The following is an 18452-nucleotide window of genomic DNA, read 5'->3' as shown; positions in this document are numbered from 1 at the left end:
ATTTTTCAATCATTGTTAATAGCCCTGTATGAATTATTATAAAAACATTTTTTCACAAACCCTTTTTAGTCTTTTCGTTTTATGTACGTTTTCACAGGAAAAAGCAAAAAAAAGAGAACGGTTGCCAATGGACCACGACTGGCGTTTTGCTTTTGGTCATCCGTATGATGTTAAGCAGGACTTTGGCGCCGGTACTGCTTATTTTTCTTATTTAGCCAAGGCTGGTTCTGGAGATGGCGCAGCCACAGCCGGTTTCGACGATCGCGCCTGGCGTAAGCTTGATCTGCCACATGATTGGGCGGTTGAACAGCAATTTAGCCCGGATGCCAGCTTTAGTCATGGGTTCAAAGCAATCGGCCGGGTGATCCCACATCGCTTGAAAAAGACAGGTTCATTGAAACTATTGAAACCATCAGGATCGAAAACCTGAAAGAGAAAGCGGTAGATAGTATTGATGTTACGAACGAAACAGGTATGGCGGTAGACGATACAAACTGGAAGGAGGCTTTCAAAGACCGGGATTATAAAAATCTGGCAAAGGCTTATGTATACCGGGGCCGCTTTATGCTTCCACCAAATTATAATTCGTCGGCCATTTCGTTATTTTATAAAAATATTGGCCGCGAGCAATCGCTATACATCAACGGAATAGAGATCGCACACAACCGTAAAGAAAACGAGATCGTGAACGGTTACCGGTTATTAACAAGCATGCTGAGGCCCGGCAAAAATGTAATTGCCATTGTGGCTACCCCCATACCAAAGCAATATGAGTGGGAAAGTGTGAACACCGATCCGGGATTGATTCAACTCGTTATACCTGCTGAAACCTGGAAGCGAAAACTCTTCAACGGCCGGGCGCAAGTGATTATTCAAACTACGAAAGAAGCCGGGGATATTCTATTGACGGCTACATCCCCGAATTTGGGGGCGTCAACTATCAGGTTGGTGCATGGGCCGGGAAAATAAAACGTTCTCCTCTCACTAAAAATATATGAGATTGAATGCGTTATAGGTTGTGAGCCGTTCCATCAAGACACAAATAATACCCATCCCTGTAACATTTCGATACCACCGCATACGAAAAACGGCAACATTCTGATACCCTGAATTGGACGCGCAGCTACCATGCTTATGGAGCTGCGCGTTTAATTTCATGCTGCAAAAATGATTGCTATGCTACCACAACGATCTCTCTTTTCATGCTGCAGGTGCAGTTGGGTCAATATGATCGGACTTCTGCTTACTGTACTGTTTTTTACAGGCTGTCAAAAAAAGGGCAGCCCGGTTGCGCCGGAACTCTCCGTTTCTCCCTCAGCCATCAATCTTCCCGCAGGAGGCGGAACAGCGGATCTGGCAATTAATGCGAATGCACAGTGGAGCGTCAGCAACGCCGCTTCCTGGCTGCAATTAAACAAAACATCAGGCAATAGCGGCAGCAGTACTGTTCAGTTAACAGCAGGTTTTAATGGAACGGGCGCTACCCGTTCTATTATATTGAACGTAAACGCTGAAAACGGGCAGGCAAGAAGGGTAACGGTTTCACAAATGTCTCAGTTATATCCTTCCTATAACACATCTCCCCAGGCGCCTGATTCAACAGGAATGAGTACCGCTGTGCAGCTGGCTGCCAAATTTAAACTAGGATGGAACATTGGGAATACCCTGGAAGCTACGGGCGGAGAAACAAGCTGGGGCAATCCTATGATCACCGAGTCGTATGTAAAATTTGTAAAGCAGTCGGGTTTTACTGCTATTCGCCTGCCGTGTGCATGGGACCTTCATGTTGACAACAAAGCCACAGCACACATAGATCAAAATTGGGTTAACAGGGTAAAAGAGGTGGTGGGTTATTGTGTTAATAACGGCATGTATGTGATGCTGAATATTCACTGGGACGGTGGTTGGCTCGAAAATAACATCAGTACACTAAAGCAGGATTCTGTGAGTGCTAAACAAAAAGCATTATGGGAGCAGATCGCTACCGCCATGCGCGACTTTGATGAACATCTGATGTTTGCCAGCGCTAATGAACCAAACGCTGATAATGCTGAAAAGGTGGGCGTGTTAACTGTCTATCACCAGACGTTCGTTGATGCTGTTCGTTCTACAGGCGGAAAGAACAGCCACCGTGTTCTTATTGTTCAGGGACCCAATACTTCGATGTCATTGACAAATGATTTGATGAATACACTTCCTACAGACCCCACGGCCAACCGCCTGATGGTGGAAGTGCATAACTATACGCCGGCGCAGTTTTGTTTCCTTAGCCAGGACGTGAGCTGGGGTAAAATGGCTTACTACTGGGGCAACGGCTATCATTCAACCATTGAGCCTGATCGTAACGCTACCTACGGAGAAGAGAACGACCACATTGCTGACTATAATAAGATGAAAACAAAATTTGTCGATAAAGGGATCCCGGTGCTGATGGGGGAGTATGGCGCTTACAGGCGTGATGGTTCCGCCAATATTCCAAAAGATCTGGCCCTGCATAACGCTTCGGTGGACTATTGGATAACCTTTACAACGAAAGAAGCTCTGGCCCGTGGAATAAAACCTTTCTGGTGGGATACCGGCGGCGCTTTGGATAGACGAAACAATACAGTAAAAGATCAGCGTACCATAGACGCTCTTTTAGCTGGGGCCAAATAGAGATACTGATTTTCTTAATAAACGATTGAACCATTATGAAAAAATTACTTACACTTTCCGAACAAAAGGTTATACTACTTTTTGTTTCGGGACTTTTTGTGTCCTTTACAGTATTTTCCCAAACTACACCCGCTTATGTCTGGAAGAATGCACCTATAGGTGGTGGCGGATTTGTGACAGGGATCATTACTCACAAAACATCCGGCGACAGGTATTGCCGCACAGATGTAGGCGGGGCTTACCGCTGGGATGCCGCGAACAATAAATGGGTGCAGTTGCTCGACTGGCTGAACGAGTCGGAAAATGGATTTATTGGCGTGGAAGCATTGGCGCTGGATCCGCAGAATGCCAACAACGTTTACATGGTTTGCGGAACCTCCTATATCAATGGTGGGCGAACGGCGATCTTAAAATCCACAGACAAAGGGAATACATTCACGTATACTGATGTTACAGCCAAATTTAAAGCGCATGGAAATGGGGATGGACGAGGTAATGGAGAGCGTTTGGCTGTTGATCCCAAAAACAGTAATGTGTTATTCTGTGGGACCAGGGCTAATGGGCTATGGAAAAGTACAGATGCCGGCGTTACCTGGAACCTTGCGTGGAGCGGTGTAACTACCACCGCCAATGGCAACGGCATATGTTTTGTCCTTTTTGATCCTGCCGGAAGCGTGGTAAACGGAGCCAGTCAAACCATTTACATAGGCGTTTCCCGCACCGGCAGCGGGAATATTTACAAAAGCACAGACGGTGGGAACACGTTTACCGATATTACCGCAACGACCGGTTTTATGCCACACCGCGCAGCATTGCAGGGAACTACTATGTATGTTACCTATTCTGATAATGCAGGTCCGCAATCTACTAATGGAGATGGGAAGTTATATAAGCTCAACACGGCTACCGGGGTATGGGCAAACGTTACTCCCGTTAGTTCGAAGGATTATTGCTACGGAGGCGTAAGTATAGACCCAACCAATGTGAACAGAGTAATAGTTTCTACCAGTGGCATCTATTGGAACAACCAGTTTGGTACAGGCTGGGGCGACTTTATTTTTCTCACTACCGATGGCGGATCGACCTGGACCCTTAAGAACGGCACCAATGCCACCTACGATGCTAACGGCATGGAATGGTCAAGGGGAGGTGCGGTTAACTGGATGGACTGTATCGAGTTTGACCAATCCAATTTGTCAAAAGTGCGGGTGATCGGCGGAGGTGGCGTATATACCTGTTCGGATATTACAGCCGCAAATCCTTCCTGGAAATATGATGTGATAGGCCTTGAAGAAACAGCCCTGCTCGACGTGATAAGCATCCCCGGAGGTCCGGTTATTTCCTCTTTCGGCGACGTAACAGGCTTTGTGCATGAGCCGCTGACTTCTTATCCGTCAAAAAGATTGTCTCCTACAGATGGGAATAACCAGAGCATTGCTTATGCCGGCGCCAACACAAGCAGAGTAGTTAGAGCTTCCAACGGCGGAAATGTCGTTTACTATTCCAACGATATGGGCGCTACATGGACGGGAACCGCTACCAATATGGGGACAGACGGAAAAGTTGCTATCAGCGCAGATGGAGGCACCATACTGCATTGCCCCGGAAATTCTTCAACAACCTACTATACGACCAACAACGGAGCCAGTTGGACAGCCTGTTCTGGTGTATCATTCGGCAGCGCTATTCCCGTCGCTGACCAGGTAAATGCCAATATTTTCTATATCTATAATCCAACCAACGGACAAATGCTCAAGAGCTCCAATAAAGGAGTAAGTTTTTCTGCGGCAGGTACACCGGGCAGCACAACAGCAAATTACCCATGGGAATCAACCCTGATCCGCACAGCGCCGGGGCTTGAAGGACATATATGGGTGCCGCTGGGCAACAATGGATTGAAATATTCAACAAACGCCGGAGCGACTTATACGACAGTTTCAAATGTAACCTATTGCAAAACGGTCGGCATAGGAAAGGCAATGTCAGGAGCCAGCTATCCTACTGTTTTCATCTGGGGAACAGTGCAGGGCGTTACCGGCCTTTTCAGATCAACAGATCAGGGCGCCACCTGGGCCAGGATCAATGATGACGCCCATGAATTTGCAGGTGCGCCATTGCTCACCGGCGACATGAACGTTGCCGGAAGGGTATTTATGGGTTGCGGCGGCGGAAGAGGTTTAATTTATTGGGATCCCACTGCCTGTACGCCTACTGCCATCACCCCGTACGTACAGCTGAATGGTGGAACCTGGCAGCAGACAGCCAATGCCACTGTAAATGCAGGTGGCAGTGTGCTGTTTGGTCCCCAGCCTGTGCAGGGAGGATCGTGGGGTTGGAGCGGTCCGAATAATTTTAATGCTACAACACGCGAAGCAGGCATTTCAAATATCCAGGTGAACCAGGCAGGGAATTATGTGGCCACCTACACCAATAGCGGAGGATGCCAAAGCACGCAAACCTTTAGCCTTACCGTAACAGGCTCTATACTGAGAGAATACTGGACAGGAATCAGCGGAACAGCTATTAGCAACCTGACCTCCAATGCCAATTATCCAAACAATCCAACGGGTAGCGGGCAGATCACCAGCCTGGAAGGCCCTACAAACTGGGCGGATAATTATGGGACCCGGATCCGCGGATATATATATCCTCCTGCAAGTGGAAGCTACACCTTTTGGGTAGCGGGAGATGATAACACGGAGCTGTACCTGAGCACCAGCGAAAACCCGGCCAATGCATCGAGGATAGCTTACGTGAGTGGATGGACGAATTCGAGAGAATGGAATAAGTACGGCACTCAGCAATCAACTGCCATTAACCTGGTAGCGGGACAGAAGTACTACATTGAAGTGCTTCACAAGGAAGGAAGTGGTGGAGATAATGTAGCGGTAGCCTGGCAGGGGCCCGGCATTACACAACAGGTGGTTGCCGGAAACTATCTTTCGCCCTTCGTTCCGGGATCTTCGGGCGCCAGAATAGCATCGCAAGTGAATATAATTAATGAGGATGCTGTTAGCCTGTATCCGAACCCAACCAATGGGGGACGGTTTACGATCCTTCTTCCGGAAATTTCGGAAAATGCGGTCGTAATAGTTTATGATAACTTGGGCAGAAAGCTTTATGAAAAGAACGCGCAAGGCGTAAATAAGATAGAGATCAATTCGCGGTTGAAGGCGGGGCTCTACATTGTCAGGATAAATTCAAAAGCAGGTAGTTTCATTAAGAAGCTCATCGTTAAATAACAAATTTCTCACCAGTTATTGGGAATGCTTCCAGCGAAGCATTCCCAATTTTTTAAATCAGATAGTTTTCAAAATGAGTTTTAAAAAAGCAATTCTTTTAATTTGGCTCTTTATTGCAACATTTCATCAGTTACCCGCACAGCAGGTTGCTCAATTACAAAGTCCCGACATGTCCATTTCGTTGCAGGTATTCTTATCAGCTTCAGGTGAAATTCAATACAGGATACAAAAGTCTGGTGTTAACGTCATTCAACCTTCGGCTTTAGGCGTGATGATGAAGGGGCATGATTTTACACAAGGCATGAAACTGGTCAGCCCTTCAAAACCAGCACGTATAACAGATAGCTACCAAACAAAGAATGCAAAAAAATGCAGCATTCTTTACCAGGCCAATCAATTGGTGATGTCTTTTGTGAATGAAGAAGGGAAAAAAATGGATCTCATTTTCCGGCTATCCAACGACGGGGCGGCTTTCCGGTATTCTTTTCCCTGGATAAATAATAATGAAACGATACTTAAAGAACATTCCTCATTTGCATTTGACAAAAATACAAGAGCCTGGCTGCAACCCATGAGTGAAGCAAAAACAGGTTGGCAGCATTGTCATCCCTCTTATGAAGAACATTATTTGCAGGACATTGCTGTTGGCACCGTATCGCCGTTAAAGTCAGGTTGGGTGTACCCTGCTTTGTTTAAAACAAACGATACATGGGTATTGATCACCGAAGCAGCATTGGATGGTACTTATTGCGGCACAAGATTGATCAATGACGCTGCCTCGGCTGTTTATTCAATCGGATTTGCCGACCCCAGAGAAGTGTTTACAGGCGGTGGCTATTTACCCCAAAACAATAAGCCCTGGCTTACCCCATGGCGTATAATAACAATGGGAAGCCTGAAAACGATTGCCGAATCAACATTGGGTACCGATCTGGCACCGGCAGCCCTGTTAACCGATGCCTCCTTTGTAAAACCGGGAAAAGCCAGTTGGAGTTGGATCAATAGCAAGGATGACAACATCACTTTCAATGAACAAAAAAAATATATTGACTATGCGGGCGACATGCACTGGCAATATTGTCTCATAGATGCAGACTGGGATACCAGGATCGGGTATGATAAAATAGCTGAACTGTCGGCGTATGCAAAACAAAAAAATGTTGGATTGTTATTGTGGTACAATTCTGCAGGTGACTGGAACACGATCACTTATCATCCCAAAGATAAATTGCTTACGAAGGAAGGAAGGGAAAAAGAATTCAGCCGGCTGCAGGCAATGGGCATAAAAGGCGTAAAGATCGATTTCTTCGGTGGCGATGGTCAGAGCATGATCCAATACTACATCGATATTTTGAATGATGCGGCAAAATATAAGCTGCTTGTAAACTTTCACGGTGCTACATTGCCAAGAGGCTGGGAAAAAACATACCCGCATCTTATGACAACCGAAGCAATTTATGGAATGGAAATGGTAACATTTGATCAGAATGCCGCCGATCAACAAGCCAACCATTGCGCAATGTTGCCCTTCACCCGAAATGCATTCGACCCAATGGATTTTACACCCATGAACCTTACCGGGCTTACTTCTTCTAATTGTATCAGAAAAACCACACCCGCCTTTGAACTGGCCCTTTCGGTTTTATTCTTATCAGGCATACAGCATTACGCACAATCACCCGAAGGAATGGTTCAGGTGCCGGATGATGTGAAAGCGTTTTTAAGAAACCTTCCTGGCAACTGGGACGATGTAAAATTTTTGGAAGGTTATCCCGGAAAATACGCTGTCATTGCCCGGCGAAGCGGTAACCGGTGGTACATCGCGGGGATTAATGGAGATAAAAATGAAAAGAAAGTTATTCTTGACGTTACCTCGTTTAAGAAAAGCAACGCAACTTTGTTCACAGATGGGACCGGGAATGAATTGTTTTCAAAAGCCGTTCTTAATGCCACAAAGCAAAAAAAATGTGATATTACGCTGAGTGCAAATGGTGGATTTGTAATGGTTCTTGAATGATTCGTACTTACTGAGTAAAAAATATTTCCTGGCAGTTTTAGAACAAACGAATAAAATACAATGAGATCCCATGTACAAATATTGCTCCCGTTTCTTACAATATTTCTTCTTCCGGTATCATCTCATGCTCAAATCACTTTGCCGAAAGTGTTTGGGGATAGTATGGTTTTGCAAAGAGGCATCAAAATTCCGGTGTGGGGAAATTCACCTCCCGGCGCTCTTGTCGTTGCAAAACTTGAAAATGTTCAGGTTATAGCCAAAGCCGATCAGCAGGGAAAATGGCAGATTAAATTTCCAATATTTAAAGCAGGAGGACCTTATGTACTGGAAGTTGTTGAATCGGGAAAACCGGATTCTAAGATCAGTCTAAAGGGAATTCTTATCGGTGATGTGTGGTTGGCTTCAGGTCAGTCGAACATGGAATGGCAGGTGCAGCAGGCTAAGGATGCAGGTAAAGAAATTGCAAACGCCAATTTCCCGAAAATCCGTTTTTTGGTTGTTGAACATAATAAACAGGTAAAACCTCAAACCGATATTTTAGCCGGAAAATGGAAAGCTTGTGATTCTGTAAATGTGAAGGAGATTTCTGCAGTTGCTTACTATTTTGCCAGTAAAATTCACCGCGACCAAAAGGTTCCGGTTGGTATTATTCAAAGCACCTGGGGTGGCACACCGGTAGAAGCATGGACAAGCAGGGATATGCTGCTTACTTCGCCAATCACTAAGGCAAGAACGCTTAGCAATGATACGCTTGCTCCCGACCGTAAAGATTTTGTACAGGACAGTTTGAACCAGATACGCTTGTGGGAGATGGTGTATAATCCGCAAAATAATGCGGATAAAATAGTTCCGGCTGCGGCATATGATGATGCCGGTTGGACAGCAATTGAAATGCCGAATGTGATAAAGGAGGTTGGGGTGGCCTATAAAGAAGGAATAGTTTGGTTAAGAAAAAAGATCACCTTGCCCGAGGCATTTGGTGTAAAAAATGTAACTATCAGCCTTGGTCATCCTGAGATGAACTATTCGCTTTACTTTAATGGTCAGGAAATTTGTAAAAATGTTTGGTATGGCAATCCAACGCATTCTTATACCATTCCTGCCAATCTTGTGAAGAGCGGAGAAAATACCATTGCTGTCAGAATAGCCATGTTATGGGGCGGGGGTGGTTTTAATGCGGCAGATGATATTTACATTGCAGACGGTTCAACTAAAATTTCTTTAAGCGGAAAATGGTTATATAAAAAAGATCTTGAAACCGCTTTTCCTAAAATACTCAATTATCAGTATTACCCCACAGTGCTCTTTAATACAATGATCAACCCGGTTATTCCTTATGGTATTAAAGGATTTATCTGGTACCAGGGTGAGGCGAATGCCGGAGCAGCTTATGATTACCGGAAATTATTTCCTATGCTGATCGCAGACTGGAGAAAACGCTGGCAGCAAGGCAATCTTCCGTTTTTATTTGTTCAGTTGGCCAATTACATGAAAGCAAAACCACTTCCATCAGAAAGTGAATGGGCCGAATTGAGGGAAGCGCAAACGATGACATTGTATATGCCTAACACGGGAATGGCATGCATCATAGATATTGGAGAAGCGAATGATATCCATCCAAAAAACAAACAGGAAGTCGGCCGCCGGCTGGCTTTAATTGCCAATAAACTGGTATACAAACAAAATGTGCCCGCATTTGGTCCGCTGTATAAAGGTTTTCTTAAAGAAGGGAACAGGATCCGCATCAATTTTACCAATACCGGTTCAGGGCTTTCAACAAAAGATGGAAAAGAAGTGACCGGTTTTGCCATTGCAGGCAATGACCATAAATTTTATTGGGCAAAAGCCAGTATTGAGGGCGATCACGTGATCGTATATGCTGATAGCGTAAAAGAACCAGAAGCAGTCCGCTATGCCTGGGCAGATAATCCTGAATGTAACCTGATCAATTCTGAAAAGCTGCCTGCCATTCCTTTCAGAACAGATAAATGGAAAGGGATTACCCAAAAATAAAATAGAAATGATCTAAGTTATAAAGCTGGCGTTGTTGGTACTGTGCATGGTAATAGTATCAAGTGCGAATGTAAATCTTAAATGTTCAGGGTTTAACATATGGCGAATCTTGTAGACAGTAACCGCCGTTTTCAAATAAAATATATAAATTTGAAAACGGCGGGTTTAATTATGTTATGACAGAGAAAAACAGGTAAGAAGTGCCGATTTTACTCGACGATTGCTCGACTAAAAAACGCGACTCTTGATTTTCAATTAATTATACGGTTCCGACGAATCTGGTCGGGACCTCGTAAAAAAGGATCGCTTAATCGCGGTCCTTTTTTAGTTTTATACAACTTTACAGTTACCACGTTCTTTTTCAGTCTTTTATAACAACGGTTATCTTCAACGGCTTTTTACCTTTATTTCTGAATAACATAGTTAACCCGGCCCATTTAATCGACTATTTGATCAACTGATTGATCGACTAAAACAAATGACCATGAAGATGATTATGTTATACCCAATTAAGCCAGGTTGTTTTCGCCCACTGAGATCCGGTCTCCTTTACAAATTTCTTTATCCATCGATCCCCTCAAATTCTCTCATTACCATTAATCCGGGCGTCTCCAAAAATAAAATATGAATCGTGAACAATCCGTAGTGCGTCGATATAAACGCACTTTTTTTACCGACAATCTTTAAGCCTTTTTAGTTTGATTATTATCACCGTGCATTATAACCATCATCATAGGTTTTGATCGTATTAATAAATAGCTTTAATAAAAAACTTTTGGTATGAAAAAAGTTTTAGTTGCTATTGATGCCGATCAATTAAATATGAATGTATTGGATTTTGCCTGTTTTATTGCAAAACTCACTCATTCAAAACTTATTGGGGTGTTGCTTGATAATGAGAAAGCATCAGAAATAATGGCCATAGAAACATTACGTGGAATTCGGCATGGAACGTCGATCGAAGCAAAAGAAAGAATAAAACTATTTGATAAAAATATCCATCTTTTTAAAGAAGCCTGCGATGCCAGAGGCGCAAACTGTTCGGTTAATCTTTCTATGGGCGTTCCGATTGGTGATATTATAAAAGAAAGTCGTTTTGCAGAAATGCTTATTGTAGACCCTGAAATGTCGATAAAAGAAAAAAAGGAGGAAGCTCCTACCGGTTTTATAAAAGAAATTCTCGCAAAAAGTGAATGTCCCGTAGTATTAGCTCCATTTAGTTTTTATGGTATTGATGAAATTTTGTTTGCCTATGATGGCAGTGCATCATCTGTTTTTGCCATAAAGCAATTCACTTACCTTTTTCCTGAACTTACCGACAAAAGGGTTACTGTTCTTCAAATAAATGAAAAGGAAGAAGAGCCGATTATTGACAAGGATAAAATAGGGGAGTTGCTTCAAATGCATTATTCAGGTATCGGCTTCCATATGCTGCATGGTAAGGCAAGTGATGAATTGTTTGGATACCTGCTGGAGAAGAAAAATATTTTTGTGGTAATGGGGGCTTTTGGCCGCAGCATGCTTTCTGCTTTTTTCAAACCCAGCACTGCTGAGTTGGTTGTGAAAACCATTAACCTTCCTTTATTTATTGCTCACCATTAATAATATCATTATGAAAAAGATAATTGCTGCAATTGACGGACTGAAATATTCTGACAGCACGACAAATTATGCTATTCATTTGGCTAACCAAACAAATGCGCATCTGGTGGGTATCTTTCTCGATGATTTCACCTATCATAGTTATAAGATATATGAGTTAATAGGTGAGGAAGGAGGAGTAAATGAAGAAAAACGGATAAGGTTAGATGAAAAAGATGGAAAAACGCGTGAAGAATCTGTAAACAACTTTAATAAAGCGTGCCGGGAGGCCGGTTTAAATTATTCTGTACATCACGATAGAAGTATAGCCTTACAGGAATTGCTTCATGAAAGTGTTTTTGCAGATCTGCTGGTAGTTGAAAGTAAAGAAACACTCACTCATTATGAAGAAAAAATACCAACACATTTCCTTCGTGATCTTTTAAGTGAAGTTCAATGCCCGGTGTTGGTAGTGCCTAAGAAATACAAGCCCATAGATAAGATTGTATTGTTATATGATGGAGAGCCAACATCTGTATATGCTATCAGAACATTCAGTTATGTTTTGGAGGACCTTAAACATCTGGATACTGAAGTTATTTCTGTGAAAAGATTAAAAGAAACTTTGCATCTTCCTGATAATCGATTAATGAAAGAGTTTATGAAACGACACTTTCCGAAAGCAGTGTTCACCGTTTTAAAAGGTGATCCTGAAATGGAAATTGTTAAACATCTAAAACAGCAGGATGAGAATTTGTTAGTTGTGCTGGGTGCTTACAGGAGGGGCTTTGCTTCGCGCTGGTTCAGGCCCAGTATGGCAGATATATTGTTGGAGGAATTAGACGCTCCGCTTTTCATTGCGCATAATAAATAAGCCGGCAGTTCATATAGTGTTAATGAAATTGAATTTTGTATATGAAACTAATACTTTCTCTTATTTCAGTATTGGGCATTTGTAGCTTTATTCCATTTCCATCGGGCACTGGTCTTGTTTTTTCTGCCTATAATACTATACAAATGAGGGTGCAGGATACAACGGAGAAACCATCCTTCATCATGGAGAAAATAAACCTGGCTCCCATGCTTGTATTAACGATTGCCGATACGGCAACCAGGGCAGCCGATATTGGCCGGATACTGTCTAAATGCTACGGAGAGTTATTTTCGTTTATAAGTCAGCAAAAATTACTTCCCAGTAAAATAATGGGGTTTTATTACTCGTCGCATGAACCTTTTGTTCTGGAGGCGGGCATTGAGGTAAATAAATTACCCGACCAGGTGTACGGACGAATAAAGGCAAAAAGATTGGCAGGCGGTGATGCGCTGGTAGTGCATTACCAGGGTTCTTATGACCACATTGCTGTTGCCTACAATGCCATTGATAACTGGCTTACAAAAAATATTAAGAAGGCGGTGGCGGCGCCATTTGAAGTTTATCTGAACGATCCGACTACTGTAAAAGATCCAAATCTGCTTCGCACAGATGTTTATCAACGAATTAAATAAAGGAAGTATGCAATAGAATTCTGGAAGTAAAAAAAGTAGAATGAAAAAATTAAAACATGTTAATCATGAAACTTTTGATTATAACCGGTCTGTTGCTGGGTGTTGTGTATTCAGCCAGCGCTACCCGTATTGAATGGGGTAGAAATGTTGTTATTAATAAACCGGTGCATGAAGACCTGTATATTTCGGGTGGTGATATTTTAATTAATGCCCCTGTTTATGGCGATTTAATTATAGCAGGTGGTACAATTACCATCAATGATAGTGTTTTCAATGATATACTTGTAGCAGGTGGCACTGTTTCTTTCAATGGTTATGTTGGTGATGACATACGTTGTGCAGGCGGTAAACTGAATATATTAAAGAATGTTGCAGGCGATGTGGTTGCAACTGGCGGTAACATTGTTATTAATAAGGGCGCTACTATTGGAAACCTGATATCTGCAGGCGGTGAGATAACTATCGACGGCAATGTAGATGGTATGGTAAAAACAGCCTCAGGTAAGCTGCTTTTAACTGGTAACGTTATGAAAGATATTGATTGCAGGGGAGGCATTATCACTATAAATGGTACTATACAGGGCAAATCTGTTATTGCAGCAAATGATAAAATTATAATTGGTAATGCTGCGGTTTTTAACAATGGTGTTCATTATTGGTCACACCGGAAAGATGTTGACTTTAAACAGTCTGTTAAAGGCGGCCTGGCCGTATATGATCCATCACTGCGAATGAATTATAATCAATGGTACTACCTCGGTTTTTCATCTTTTTTAGGTTTGTTATGGTATACTGGAACTGTGCTTTTAATGATTATGATTGTTCAGTATCTGTTCAGCAGTACTATGAAAAAAGCCGGGGAAACTGCATATGACAAAGCCCTGAAATCACTTGGATATGGTCTTTTATTCTGGATTGGTGTTCCTATTGCTGCCGTTGTAGCATGTATTACGATTATAGGTGTTCCCGTAGGAATCATTTTATTATTCAGTTATGTTGTATTTGCGCTGTTGGGCACGGTTATTACTTCTGTGGTAGCTGCTAACTGGCTTAATAACCGTTCCAATACAAACTGGCATTACTGGCGAATAGTGGTTGTTGCACTGGGCATTTTTATCTTTTTTAAAATATTGTCATTTACACCCTTTCTCGGATGGTTCATATTGGGTGTGTTGGTTTCTATTGCATTTGGTTCCATAATACAAAATGTTAACTGGCGCAGAAGAACAGTAGTACATGTTAAAGGATAAATAACGGCTGTGATAGAGGGATCGCCCAAACATGCAATTTTACAGGAGCCTGAAAAATTTGGCGCCGATTTAATTATGGTCGGCTCACACGGGGTGGGAGCGATAGGGCGTTTTTTGCCTGGTTCTGTATCCCGGTCGATAGCATTACATGCAAAATGCTCCGTAGAAATTGCACGTAAGTAAATAAATTGCAATAAATCGCGATTAATGTAAATCAATTTGGTTCGTGAGTACTTCAGATATACCCCAATTACTGGAAATAGCAAAATATGCAGTTCTGGAAGCCGGCAAAGTAGTTATGGATGTATATAATTCAGAAGAATTTGCAATAGAAATAAAGCCAGGTGATTCTCCATTAACAAAAGCAGATACGATTTCCCATGCAGTTATTACCAATCATCTTGAAAAAACAAACCTGCCTGTTCTGTCTGAAGAAGGAATGAATATTGATTTCCTCCAACGGAAAGGTTGGGAATATTATTGGCTGATAGATCCGCTTGACGGCACCAAAGAATTTATACATAAAAACGGGGAGTTTACTATCAATATAGCATTGATAGTTAAAAATAAACCGGTAGCAGGAGTGATTTATGCGCCCTGCATCGACTGTTTATATACAGGTATTGAGGATACCGGATTATATAAATATGAAAAAGGCAATCAGATAGAATTTGCACCATTGGCAGAAAGGCCCCGGTTTCATGATCTGCTGAATAAGAAAAAAATAACCGTTGTTGCATCCCGGTCACACATATCGGTTGAAACAAAAGAATTCATCAGCCAATTTTCAAATGTTACTCTTACATCCATGGGGAGTTCACTTAAATTTATGTTGCTGCTGGAAGAACAGGCAGATATATATCCAAGATTAGGACCAACAATGGAATGGGACACAGCCGCAGCCCATGCTATTTTGAACGCTTCAAACAGGGGCGTTTATCATATAAATTTAAAGTCGGAACTGAGTTATAATAAGCCACAGCTAACTAATCCATTCTTTGTTGCATTTTAACCCGGAACCATTTAATAATTGAGATATGGTAATTCAGCTTCCAGTAAATTAAGATAATGATTCATTAATCTGAGATATTTTTCAGTTTGTGTTAAACAATCAATTTTTGTAGCTTCATTACCGGCACTGCGAGCCCTGAGACTATTTACTTTTGCCCTTACATTTGCACGATAGCTTTTATAATAAATAAAAAGCTGCTGATCGGCCCTGGTTTTTATAGAAGGGAAAAAATCGTTATAATATTTTACAAACAGATCCGACAGGTCATACCAGCCTGAAGCATCCAGATCCATGCATAAAAAAGCTATCTCATTCAGAACATCGATCTGCCTGAAATCATCATTGAATTCTATACAATCGAAAGGCTGAGGGTCGGGCAGCAGGAAAATATTCCTTGTATGCAGGTCGCCGTGACAATCCCTGAAAAAGCCATCATTAAGCCTTTTGGCCAGCAATGACATATTCTTTTTCATAAAATGATCAGAAGTGTTTATGGCATGATCGATTATAATACAATGCTCAGGCAAAAAATCTTTCTCTGCTTGCAGGTCTTTGAATTTTATTTGAATATCAAGTAAATCTTTATCGTAGATGATACTTGTTTTTTTATGGAAGGCGGCAATTTTTTCTGCCAACCGCCGGATGTCGGCTGTGGTTACTTTATTTTTCGATAGAAGGGCGTCCATTTGCAGATCCCTGTCTATTTTTCGCATTCTTACCGCATAGTCTATTATTTTCCCTTCATCGATGCCAATAGAGTAGTGGTCTGAAAGTTCTCTTACAGGCTGCACATCAAGATATATGTTTGTAGTGAGTCTTTTATTAAGTGCCATTTCCTGTTCACAAAAATATTTTCGTTTTTCCAAAGTAGAAAAGTCAAGAAAGGAATAATACACTGGTTTTTTTATTTTGTATACATAGTGGTCACCTAATATAACCCAGGAAATATGCGTTTCAACAAGCTCCGGCGTTCCTGCAGGTTCCGGCAATTGTTTTTCCAAAATTAACTTATCAATTTGCTCTTTTGTCATTTTTTAAATTCAGGTAATCAATTGCTGTATGCAACATGTCGGTTAAATTATCATTGGTTGATTGTAATATTAAATGTTTTTCCAGTAAAGGTTCCCATTGGGCTTTTATAATATGATACACCTCAAAATCGGCCTCACTATCTGTTCTTTTTTGTTGCAATCTTTCCCGGATAAGCGATTCAGCCGCACGCACTTCAATAAAAATAATTCCGCCTGCCTCCCTGGCTTCCTTTATAAATTTTTTCCTGATCGAATGTTTGTAAAAAGTGCCATCCAGCACTATATCTTTTTTTTGTTGCACAGCCAGTTGCATTTGTTTATGCATTTCATTATATACTGATAGTTTCTCTTTTATTGAATATGTTCTTGTGCTGATCATTTTTTTTCTAATGATGTCGCTATTTATATAATCTGTATCAATAGCTGTTGCAAGCCGTGTGGCGAAGTAACTTTTTCCTGAACCCGGTAATCCAATAACAATTATCACCATAGTATAATTGTTTAGAAAAATGTTTGTTTTAAATAAAACATAAACTGGCCCGATTCCCTGTTCACTCCATTTCCAATAATAAATGTTCGAGGATTTCGTGCGCTGGTGTTATTCCGTTTTTATGCCAGATCATATTCCCTTCTTTAAAAACTGCCACTGTTGGCAACGTATAAACAGCGTATCGTTGCGCTATTTCGGAATTTTTGTCAATATCTATTCTTAATGTAATGGCTCTTTCGCCTGCTATTTCTTTTACTTCCTGCATTACAGGAGTCATTAGTTTACAAGGCTCACACCAGTCTGCATAAAATTCAACTACAACCGGCACCGTGCCATTTATATATGATTCAAAATTATTCATGCTTTTATACTTTTATTATTCAGTTTCCGGAAATTCAGGGGGAGGTGTGGGTTCATTGGGTTCCTTTTCCGGCTCAGGTTCTTCTTCCGGCGGAACCGGCTCTTCCGGCACACTGCCTGGTACTATTTCAGGATTTGCCGGCAACGGAATTTCCGACGGTTGTTCAGGTTTCTGTTTTTTAGCCATAAAGAGAACTTTTTTCAAAGAACGGTCATTTGGCAATTAAATTAAATGAGGTTCATCAATACACTCATTGATGTGCATCATAATAAAGCAGGCTTCAAAAAGAATAATCTTGCAATAACAATATGAAATTCAATCAGAAGCAAACACAATGAATAATTTAACACAACGGATGCTTACCGTGTGGTGTTAACAGCAGTTATTTTTATAGCGTAAGGATAATTGGAAAATTGCATTGATAAATATTCATGTTGCATTCAGTATTTTTGTTTTTGAACTTTATTTGAAAGCAACAAATCCATTTGGCAACCTGGCCTTTACAATATCAACTGGTTGGTCATTGCTTTAATTATAATAGTTACAGGTACTTATGGCGATTTGATCAAATCGCTTATGAAACGAAGCCTTAATGTGAAAGATTCAGGAACTATTTTACCGGGGTATGGTGGTATGCTCGACCGGTTTGACTCCCTGCTCGGTTCTGCTCCTTTTGTTTTTAGTTATTTATTGCTATTTCTCTAATGAGTAAGCATAGTTATTATATTGTAAATGGAATTACGCTCTATCGCGTGATGGCAGCCCCGATACTTGTTTTTCTGATTTTCAGCAAACAACCTGATTTATTTAAATGGCTGCTTGGAATAAGTTTTTTAACTGATGCGCTGGATGGCTGGCTTGCCCGCAAATACAAAGTAACCAGCATACTGGGTGCAAAGCTTGATTCAATTGCAGATGATCTTACTATTATTGCGGCCGTAACAGGTGTGATTGTATTAAAGCCTGAATTTCTTAAACAGCAATTGCCTTATGTTATTCTGTTGCTGGCGTTGTTCATTTTACAGATTATCCTTGCTTTCATCCGGTATGGTAAATTAAATAGCTTTCATACCTATGCGGCTAAACTTGCTTCTCTGCTACAGGGGGCTTTCCTCATTCTGTTTTTCTTTCTTTCAAATCCTATAAATATGCTGTTTTATATAGCTGCTTTTATTACGGCTATGGATCTTGTAGAAGAGATAATTCTGGTACTGCTTTTGCCAAAATGGGAAGCCAATGTAAAAGGATTGTACTGGGTTATGAAAAGGAAACGGATAACCCGGTCGTAAATTTT

Annotated in this window: 18 protein-coding genes; 14 read left to right on the top strand and 4 right to left on the bottom strand. The window is 41.5% G+C overall.

Annotated elements, in window-relative coordinates; translation table 11 throughout:
• The first annotated feature begins 28 nt into the window (after positions 1 to 28).
• The 12 genes from AC59IL_RS35390 to cysQ all read left to right on the top strand — a co-directional run bounded on the left by AC59IL_RS35390 (position 29) and on the right by cysQ (position 15276).
• A complete protein-coding gene (locus tag AC59IL_RS35390; protein ID WP_496556983.1) occupies positions 29 to 430 on the top strand; it encodes a hypothetical protein in 402 nt (133 codons plus the stop codon).
• Between the two features lie 44 nt (positions 431 to 474).
• On the top strand, positions 475 to 969 hold the full coding sequence (locus tag AC59IL_RS35385; protein WP_496556982.1) for a hypothetical protein: 495 nt from the start codon (positions 475 to 477) through the stop codon (positions 967 to 969).
• Positions 970 to 1176: 207 nt separating this feature from the next.
• A complete protein-coding gene (locus AC59IL_RS35380; protein ID WP_496556981.1) occupies positions 1177 to 2655 on the top strand; it encodes a cellulase family glycosylhydrolase in 1479 nt (492 codons plus the stop codon).
• Positions 2656 to 2690: 35 nt separating this feature from the next.
• Positions 2691 to 5897: a T9SS type A sorting domain-containing protein gene (locus AC59IL_RS35375; protein ID WP_496556980.1), complete on the top strand. Its 3207-nt coding sequence runs from the start codon at positions 2691 to 2693 to the stop codon at positions 5895 to 5897.
• A 73-nt stretch (positions 5898 to 5970) separates the two neighbouring features.
• The gene (locus AC59IL_RS35370; protein ID WP_496556979.1) at positions 5971 to 7914 is read left to right on the top strand and encodes a glycoside hydrolase family 97 protein; all 1944 of its coding nucleotides are present in this window, start codon (positions 5971 to 5973) and stop codon (positions 7912 to 7914) included.
• Between the two features lie 162 nt (positions 7915 to 8076).
• A complete protein-coding gene (locus AC59IL_RS35365; RefSeq protein ID WP_496556978.1) occupies positions 8077 to 9927 on the top strand; it encodes a sialate O-acetylesterase in 1851 nt (616 codons plus the stop codon).
• A gap of 780 nt (positions 9928 to 10707) precedes the next feature.
• A complete protein-coding gene (locus AC59IL_RS35360; RefSeq protein ID WP_496556977.1) occupies positions 10708 to 11529 on the top strand; it encodes a hypothetical protein in 822 nt (273 codons plus the stop codon).
• 10 nt (positions 11530 to 11539) lie between these two features.
• A complete protein-coding gene (locus tag AC59IL_RS35355) occupies positions 11540 to 12382 on the top strand; it encodes a universal stress protein (protein WP_496556976.1) in 843 nt (280 codons plus the stop codon).
• A gap of 41 nt (positions 12383 to 12423) precedes the next feature.
• Positions 12424 to 13014 carry a GyrI-like domain-containing protein gene (locus AC59IL_RS35350; protein ID WP_496556975.1) on the top strand — a complete coding sequence of 197 codons (591 nt, stop codon included), beginning with the start codon at positions 12424 to 12426 and terminating at the stop codon, positions 13012 to 13014.
• A 65-nt stretch (positions 13015 to 13079) separates the two neighbouring features.
• Positions 13080 to 14264, top strand: a complete 1185-nt coding sequence (locus tag AC59IL_RS35345; RefSeq protein WP_496556974.1) for a DUF8173 domain-containing protein — start codon at positions 13080 to 13082, stop codon at positions 14262 to 14264.
• A 9-nt stretch (positions 14265 to 14273) separates the two neighbouring features.
• Positions 14274 to 14447 (top strand): universal stress protein, encoded by a 174-nt coding sequence (locus tag AC59IL_RS35340; protein ID WP_496556973.1) that lies wholly within the window; start codon positions 14274 to 14276, stop codon positions 14445 to 14447.
• Between the two features lie 43 nt (positions 14448 to 14490).
• A complete protein-coding gene (gene cysQ, locus AC59IL_RS35335; RefSeq protein ID WP_496556972.1) occupies positions 14491 to 15276 on the top strand; it encodes a 3'(2'),5'-bisphosphate nucleotidase CysQ in 786 nt (261 codons plus the stop codon).
• A gap of 11 nt (positions 15277 to 15287) precedes the next feature.
• Here cysQ and AC59IL_RS35330 read toward each other — a convergent pair whose 3' ends face one another.
• The 4 genes from AC59IL_RS35330 to AC59IL_RS35315 form a co-directional block, all read right to left on the bottom strand.
• Complete coding sequence (locus AC59IL_RS35330; RefSeq protein WP_496556971.1) at positions 15288 to 16307, bottom strand: hypothetical protein; 1020 nt, start codon at positions 16305 to 16307, stop codon at positions 15288 to 15290.
• Positions 16288 to 16797, bottom strand: a complete 510-nt coding sequence (locus AC59IL_RS35325) for a P-loop nucleotide/nucleoside kinase family protein (RefSeq protein ID WP_496556970.1) — start codon at positions 16795 to 16797, stop codon at positions 16288 to 16290. The genes AC59IL_RS35330 and AC59IL_RS35325 overlap by 20 nt, the downstream gene beginning before the upstream one ends.
• A 61-nt stretch (positions 16798 to 16858) precedes the next feature.
• On the bottom strand, positions 16859 to 17158 hold the full coding sequence (locus tag AC59IL_RS35320; RefSeq protein WP_496556969.1) for a thioredoxin family protein: 300 nt from the start codon (positions 17156 to 17158) through the stop codon (positions 16859 to 16861).
• Positions 17159 to 17173: 15 nt separating this feature from the next.
• Positions 17174 to 17344, bottom strand: coding sequence for a hypothetical protein (locus AC59IL_RS35315; protein ID WP_496556968.1), 171 nt, complete (start codon positions 17342 to 17344; stop codon positions 17174 to 17176).
• A gap of 330 nt (positions 17345 to 17674) precedes the next feature.
• On the opposite strand from AC59IL_RS35315, the gene AC59IL_RS35310 reads away from it, so the two are divergent.
• Positions 17675 to 17863 carry a phosphatidate cytidylyltransferase gene (locus AC59IL_RS35310; RefSeq protein WP_496556967.1) on the top strand — a complete coding sequence of 63 codons (189 nt, stop codon included), beginning with the start codon at positions 17675 to 17677 and terminating at the stop codon, positions 17861 to 17863.
• The gene (locus AC59IL_RS35305) at positions 17863 to 18447 is read left to right on the top strand and encodes a CDP-alcohol phosphatidyltransferase family protein (protein WP_496556966.1); all 585 of its coding nucleotides are present in this window, start codon (positions 17863 to 17865) and stop codon (positions 18445 to 18447) included. Before AC59IL_RS35310 ends, AC59IL_RS35305 begins: the two co-directional genes overlap by 1 nt.
• Positions 18448 to 18452: the final 5 nt, after the last annotated feature.

The sequence above is a fragment of the Niastella sp. sgz303648 genome, from assembly GCF_059587045.1.
Note: the sequence above shows the minus strand (reverse complement) of the source record. Positions and strands in the feature narration are given on the sequence as shown.

Excerpts from the sequence above, each read along its gene's own strand:
- AC59IL_RS35355 (WP_496556976.1), top strand. The coding sequence starts at position 11,540 with ATGAAAAAGATAATTGCTGCAATTGACGGACTGAAATATTCTGACAGC.
- AC59IL_RS35380 (WP_496556981.1), top strand. The coding sequence starts at position 1,177 with ATGCTACCACAACGATCTCTCTTTTCATGCTGCAGGTGCAGTTGGGTC.
- AC59IL_RS35315 (WP_496556968.1), bottom strand. The coding sequence starts at position 17,344 with ATGGCTAAAAAACAGAAACCTGAACAACCGTCGGAAATTCCGTTGCCG.
- AC59IL_RS35390 (WP_496556983.1), top strand. The coding sequence starts at position 29 with ATGAATTATTATAAAAACATTTTTTCACAAACCCTTTTTAGTCTTTTC.
- AC59IL_RS35360 (WP_496556977.1), top strand. The coding sequence starts at position 10,708 with ATGAAAAAAGTTTTAGTTGCTATTGATGCCGATCAATTAAATATGAAT.
- AC59IL_RS35345 (WP_496556974.1), top strand. The coding sequence starts at position 13,080 with ATGAAACTTTTGATTATAACCGGTCTGTTGCTGGGTGTTGTGTATTCA.
- AC59IL_RS35330 (WP_496556971.1), bottom strand. The coding sequence starts at position 16,307 with ATGACAAAAGAGCAAATTGATAAGTTAATTTTGGAAAAACAATTGCCG.
- AC59IL_RS35320 (WP_496556969.1), bottom strand. The coding sequence starts at position 17,158 with ATGAATAATTTTGAATCATATATAAATGGCACGGTGCCGGTTGTAGTT.
- AC59IL_RS35350 (WP_496556975.1), top strand. The coding sequence starts at position 12,424 with ATGAAACTAATACTTTCTCTTATTTCAGTATTGGGCATTTGTAGCTTT.
- AC59IL_RS35370 (WP_496556979.1), top strand. The coding sequence starts at position 5,971 with ATGAGTTTTAAAAAAGCAATTCTTTTAATTTGGCTCTTTATTGCAACA.
- AC59IL_RS35325 (WP_496556970.1), bottom strand. The coding sequence starts at position 16,797 with ATGGTGATAATTGTTATTGGATTACCGGGTTCAGGAAAAAGTTACTTC.
- AC59IL_RS35385 (WP_496556982.1), top strand. The coding sequence starts at position 475 with ATGGCGGTAGACGATACAAACTGGAAGGAGGCTTTCAAAGACCGGGAT.
- AC59IL_RS35305 (WP_496556966.1), top strand. The coding sequence starts at position 17,863 with ATGAGTAAGCATAGTTATTATATTGTAAATGGAATTACGCTCTATCGC.
- AC59IL_RS35375 (WP_496556980.1), top strand. The coding sequence starts at position 2,691 with ATGAAAAAATTACTTACACTTTCCGAACAAAAGGTTATACTACTTTTT.
- AC59IL_RS35365 (WP_496556978.1), top strand. The coding sequence starts at position 8,077 with ATGGTTTTGCAAAGAGGCATCAAAATTCCGGTGTGGGGAAATTCACCT.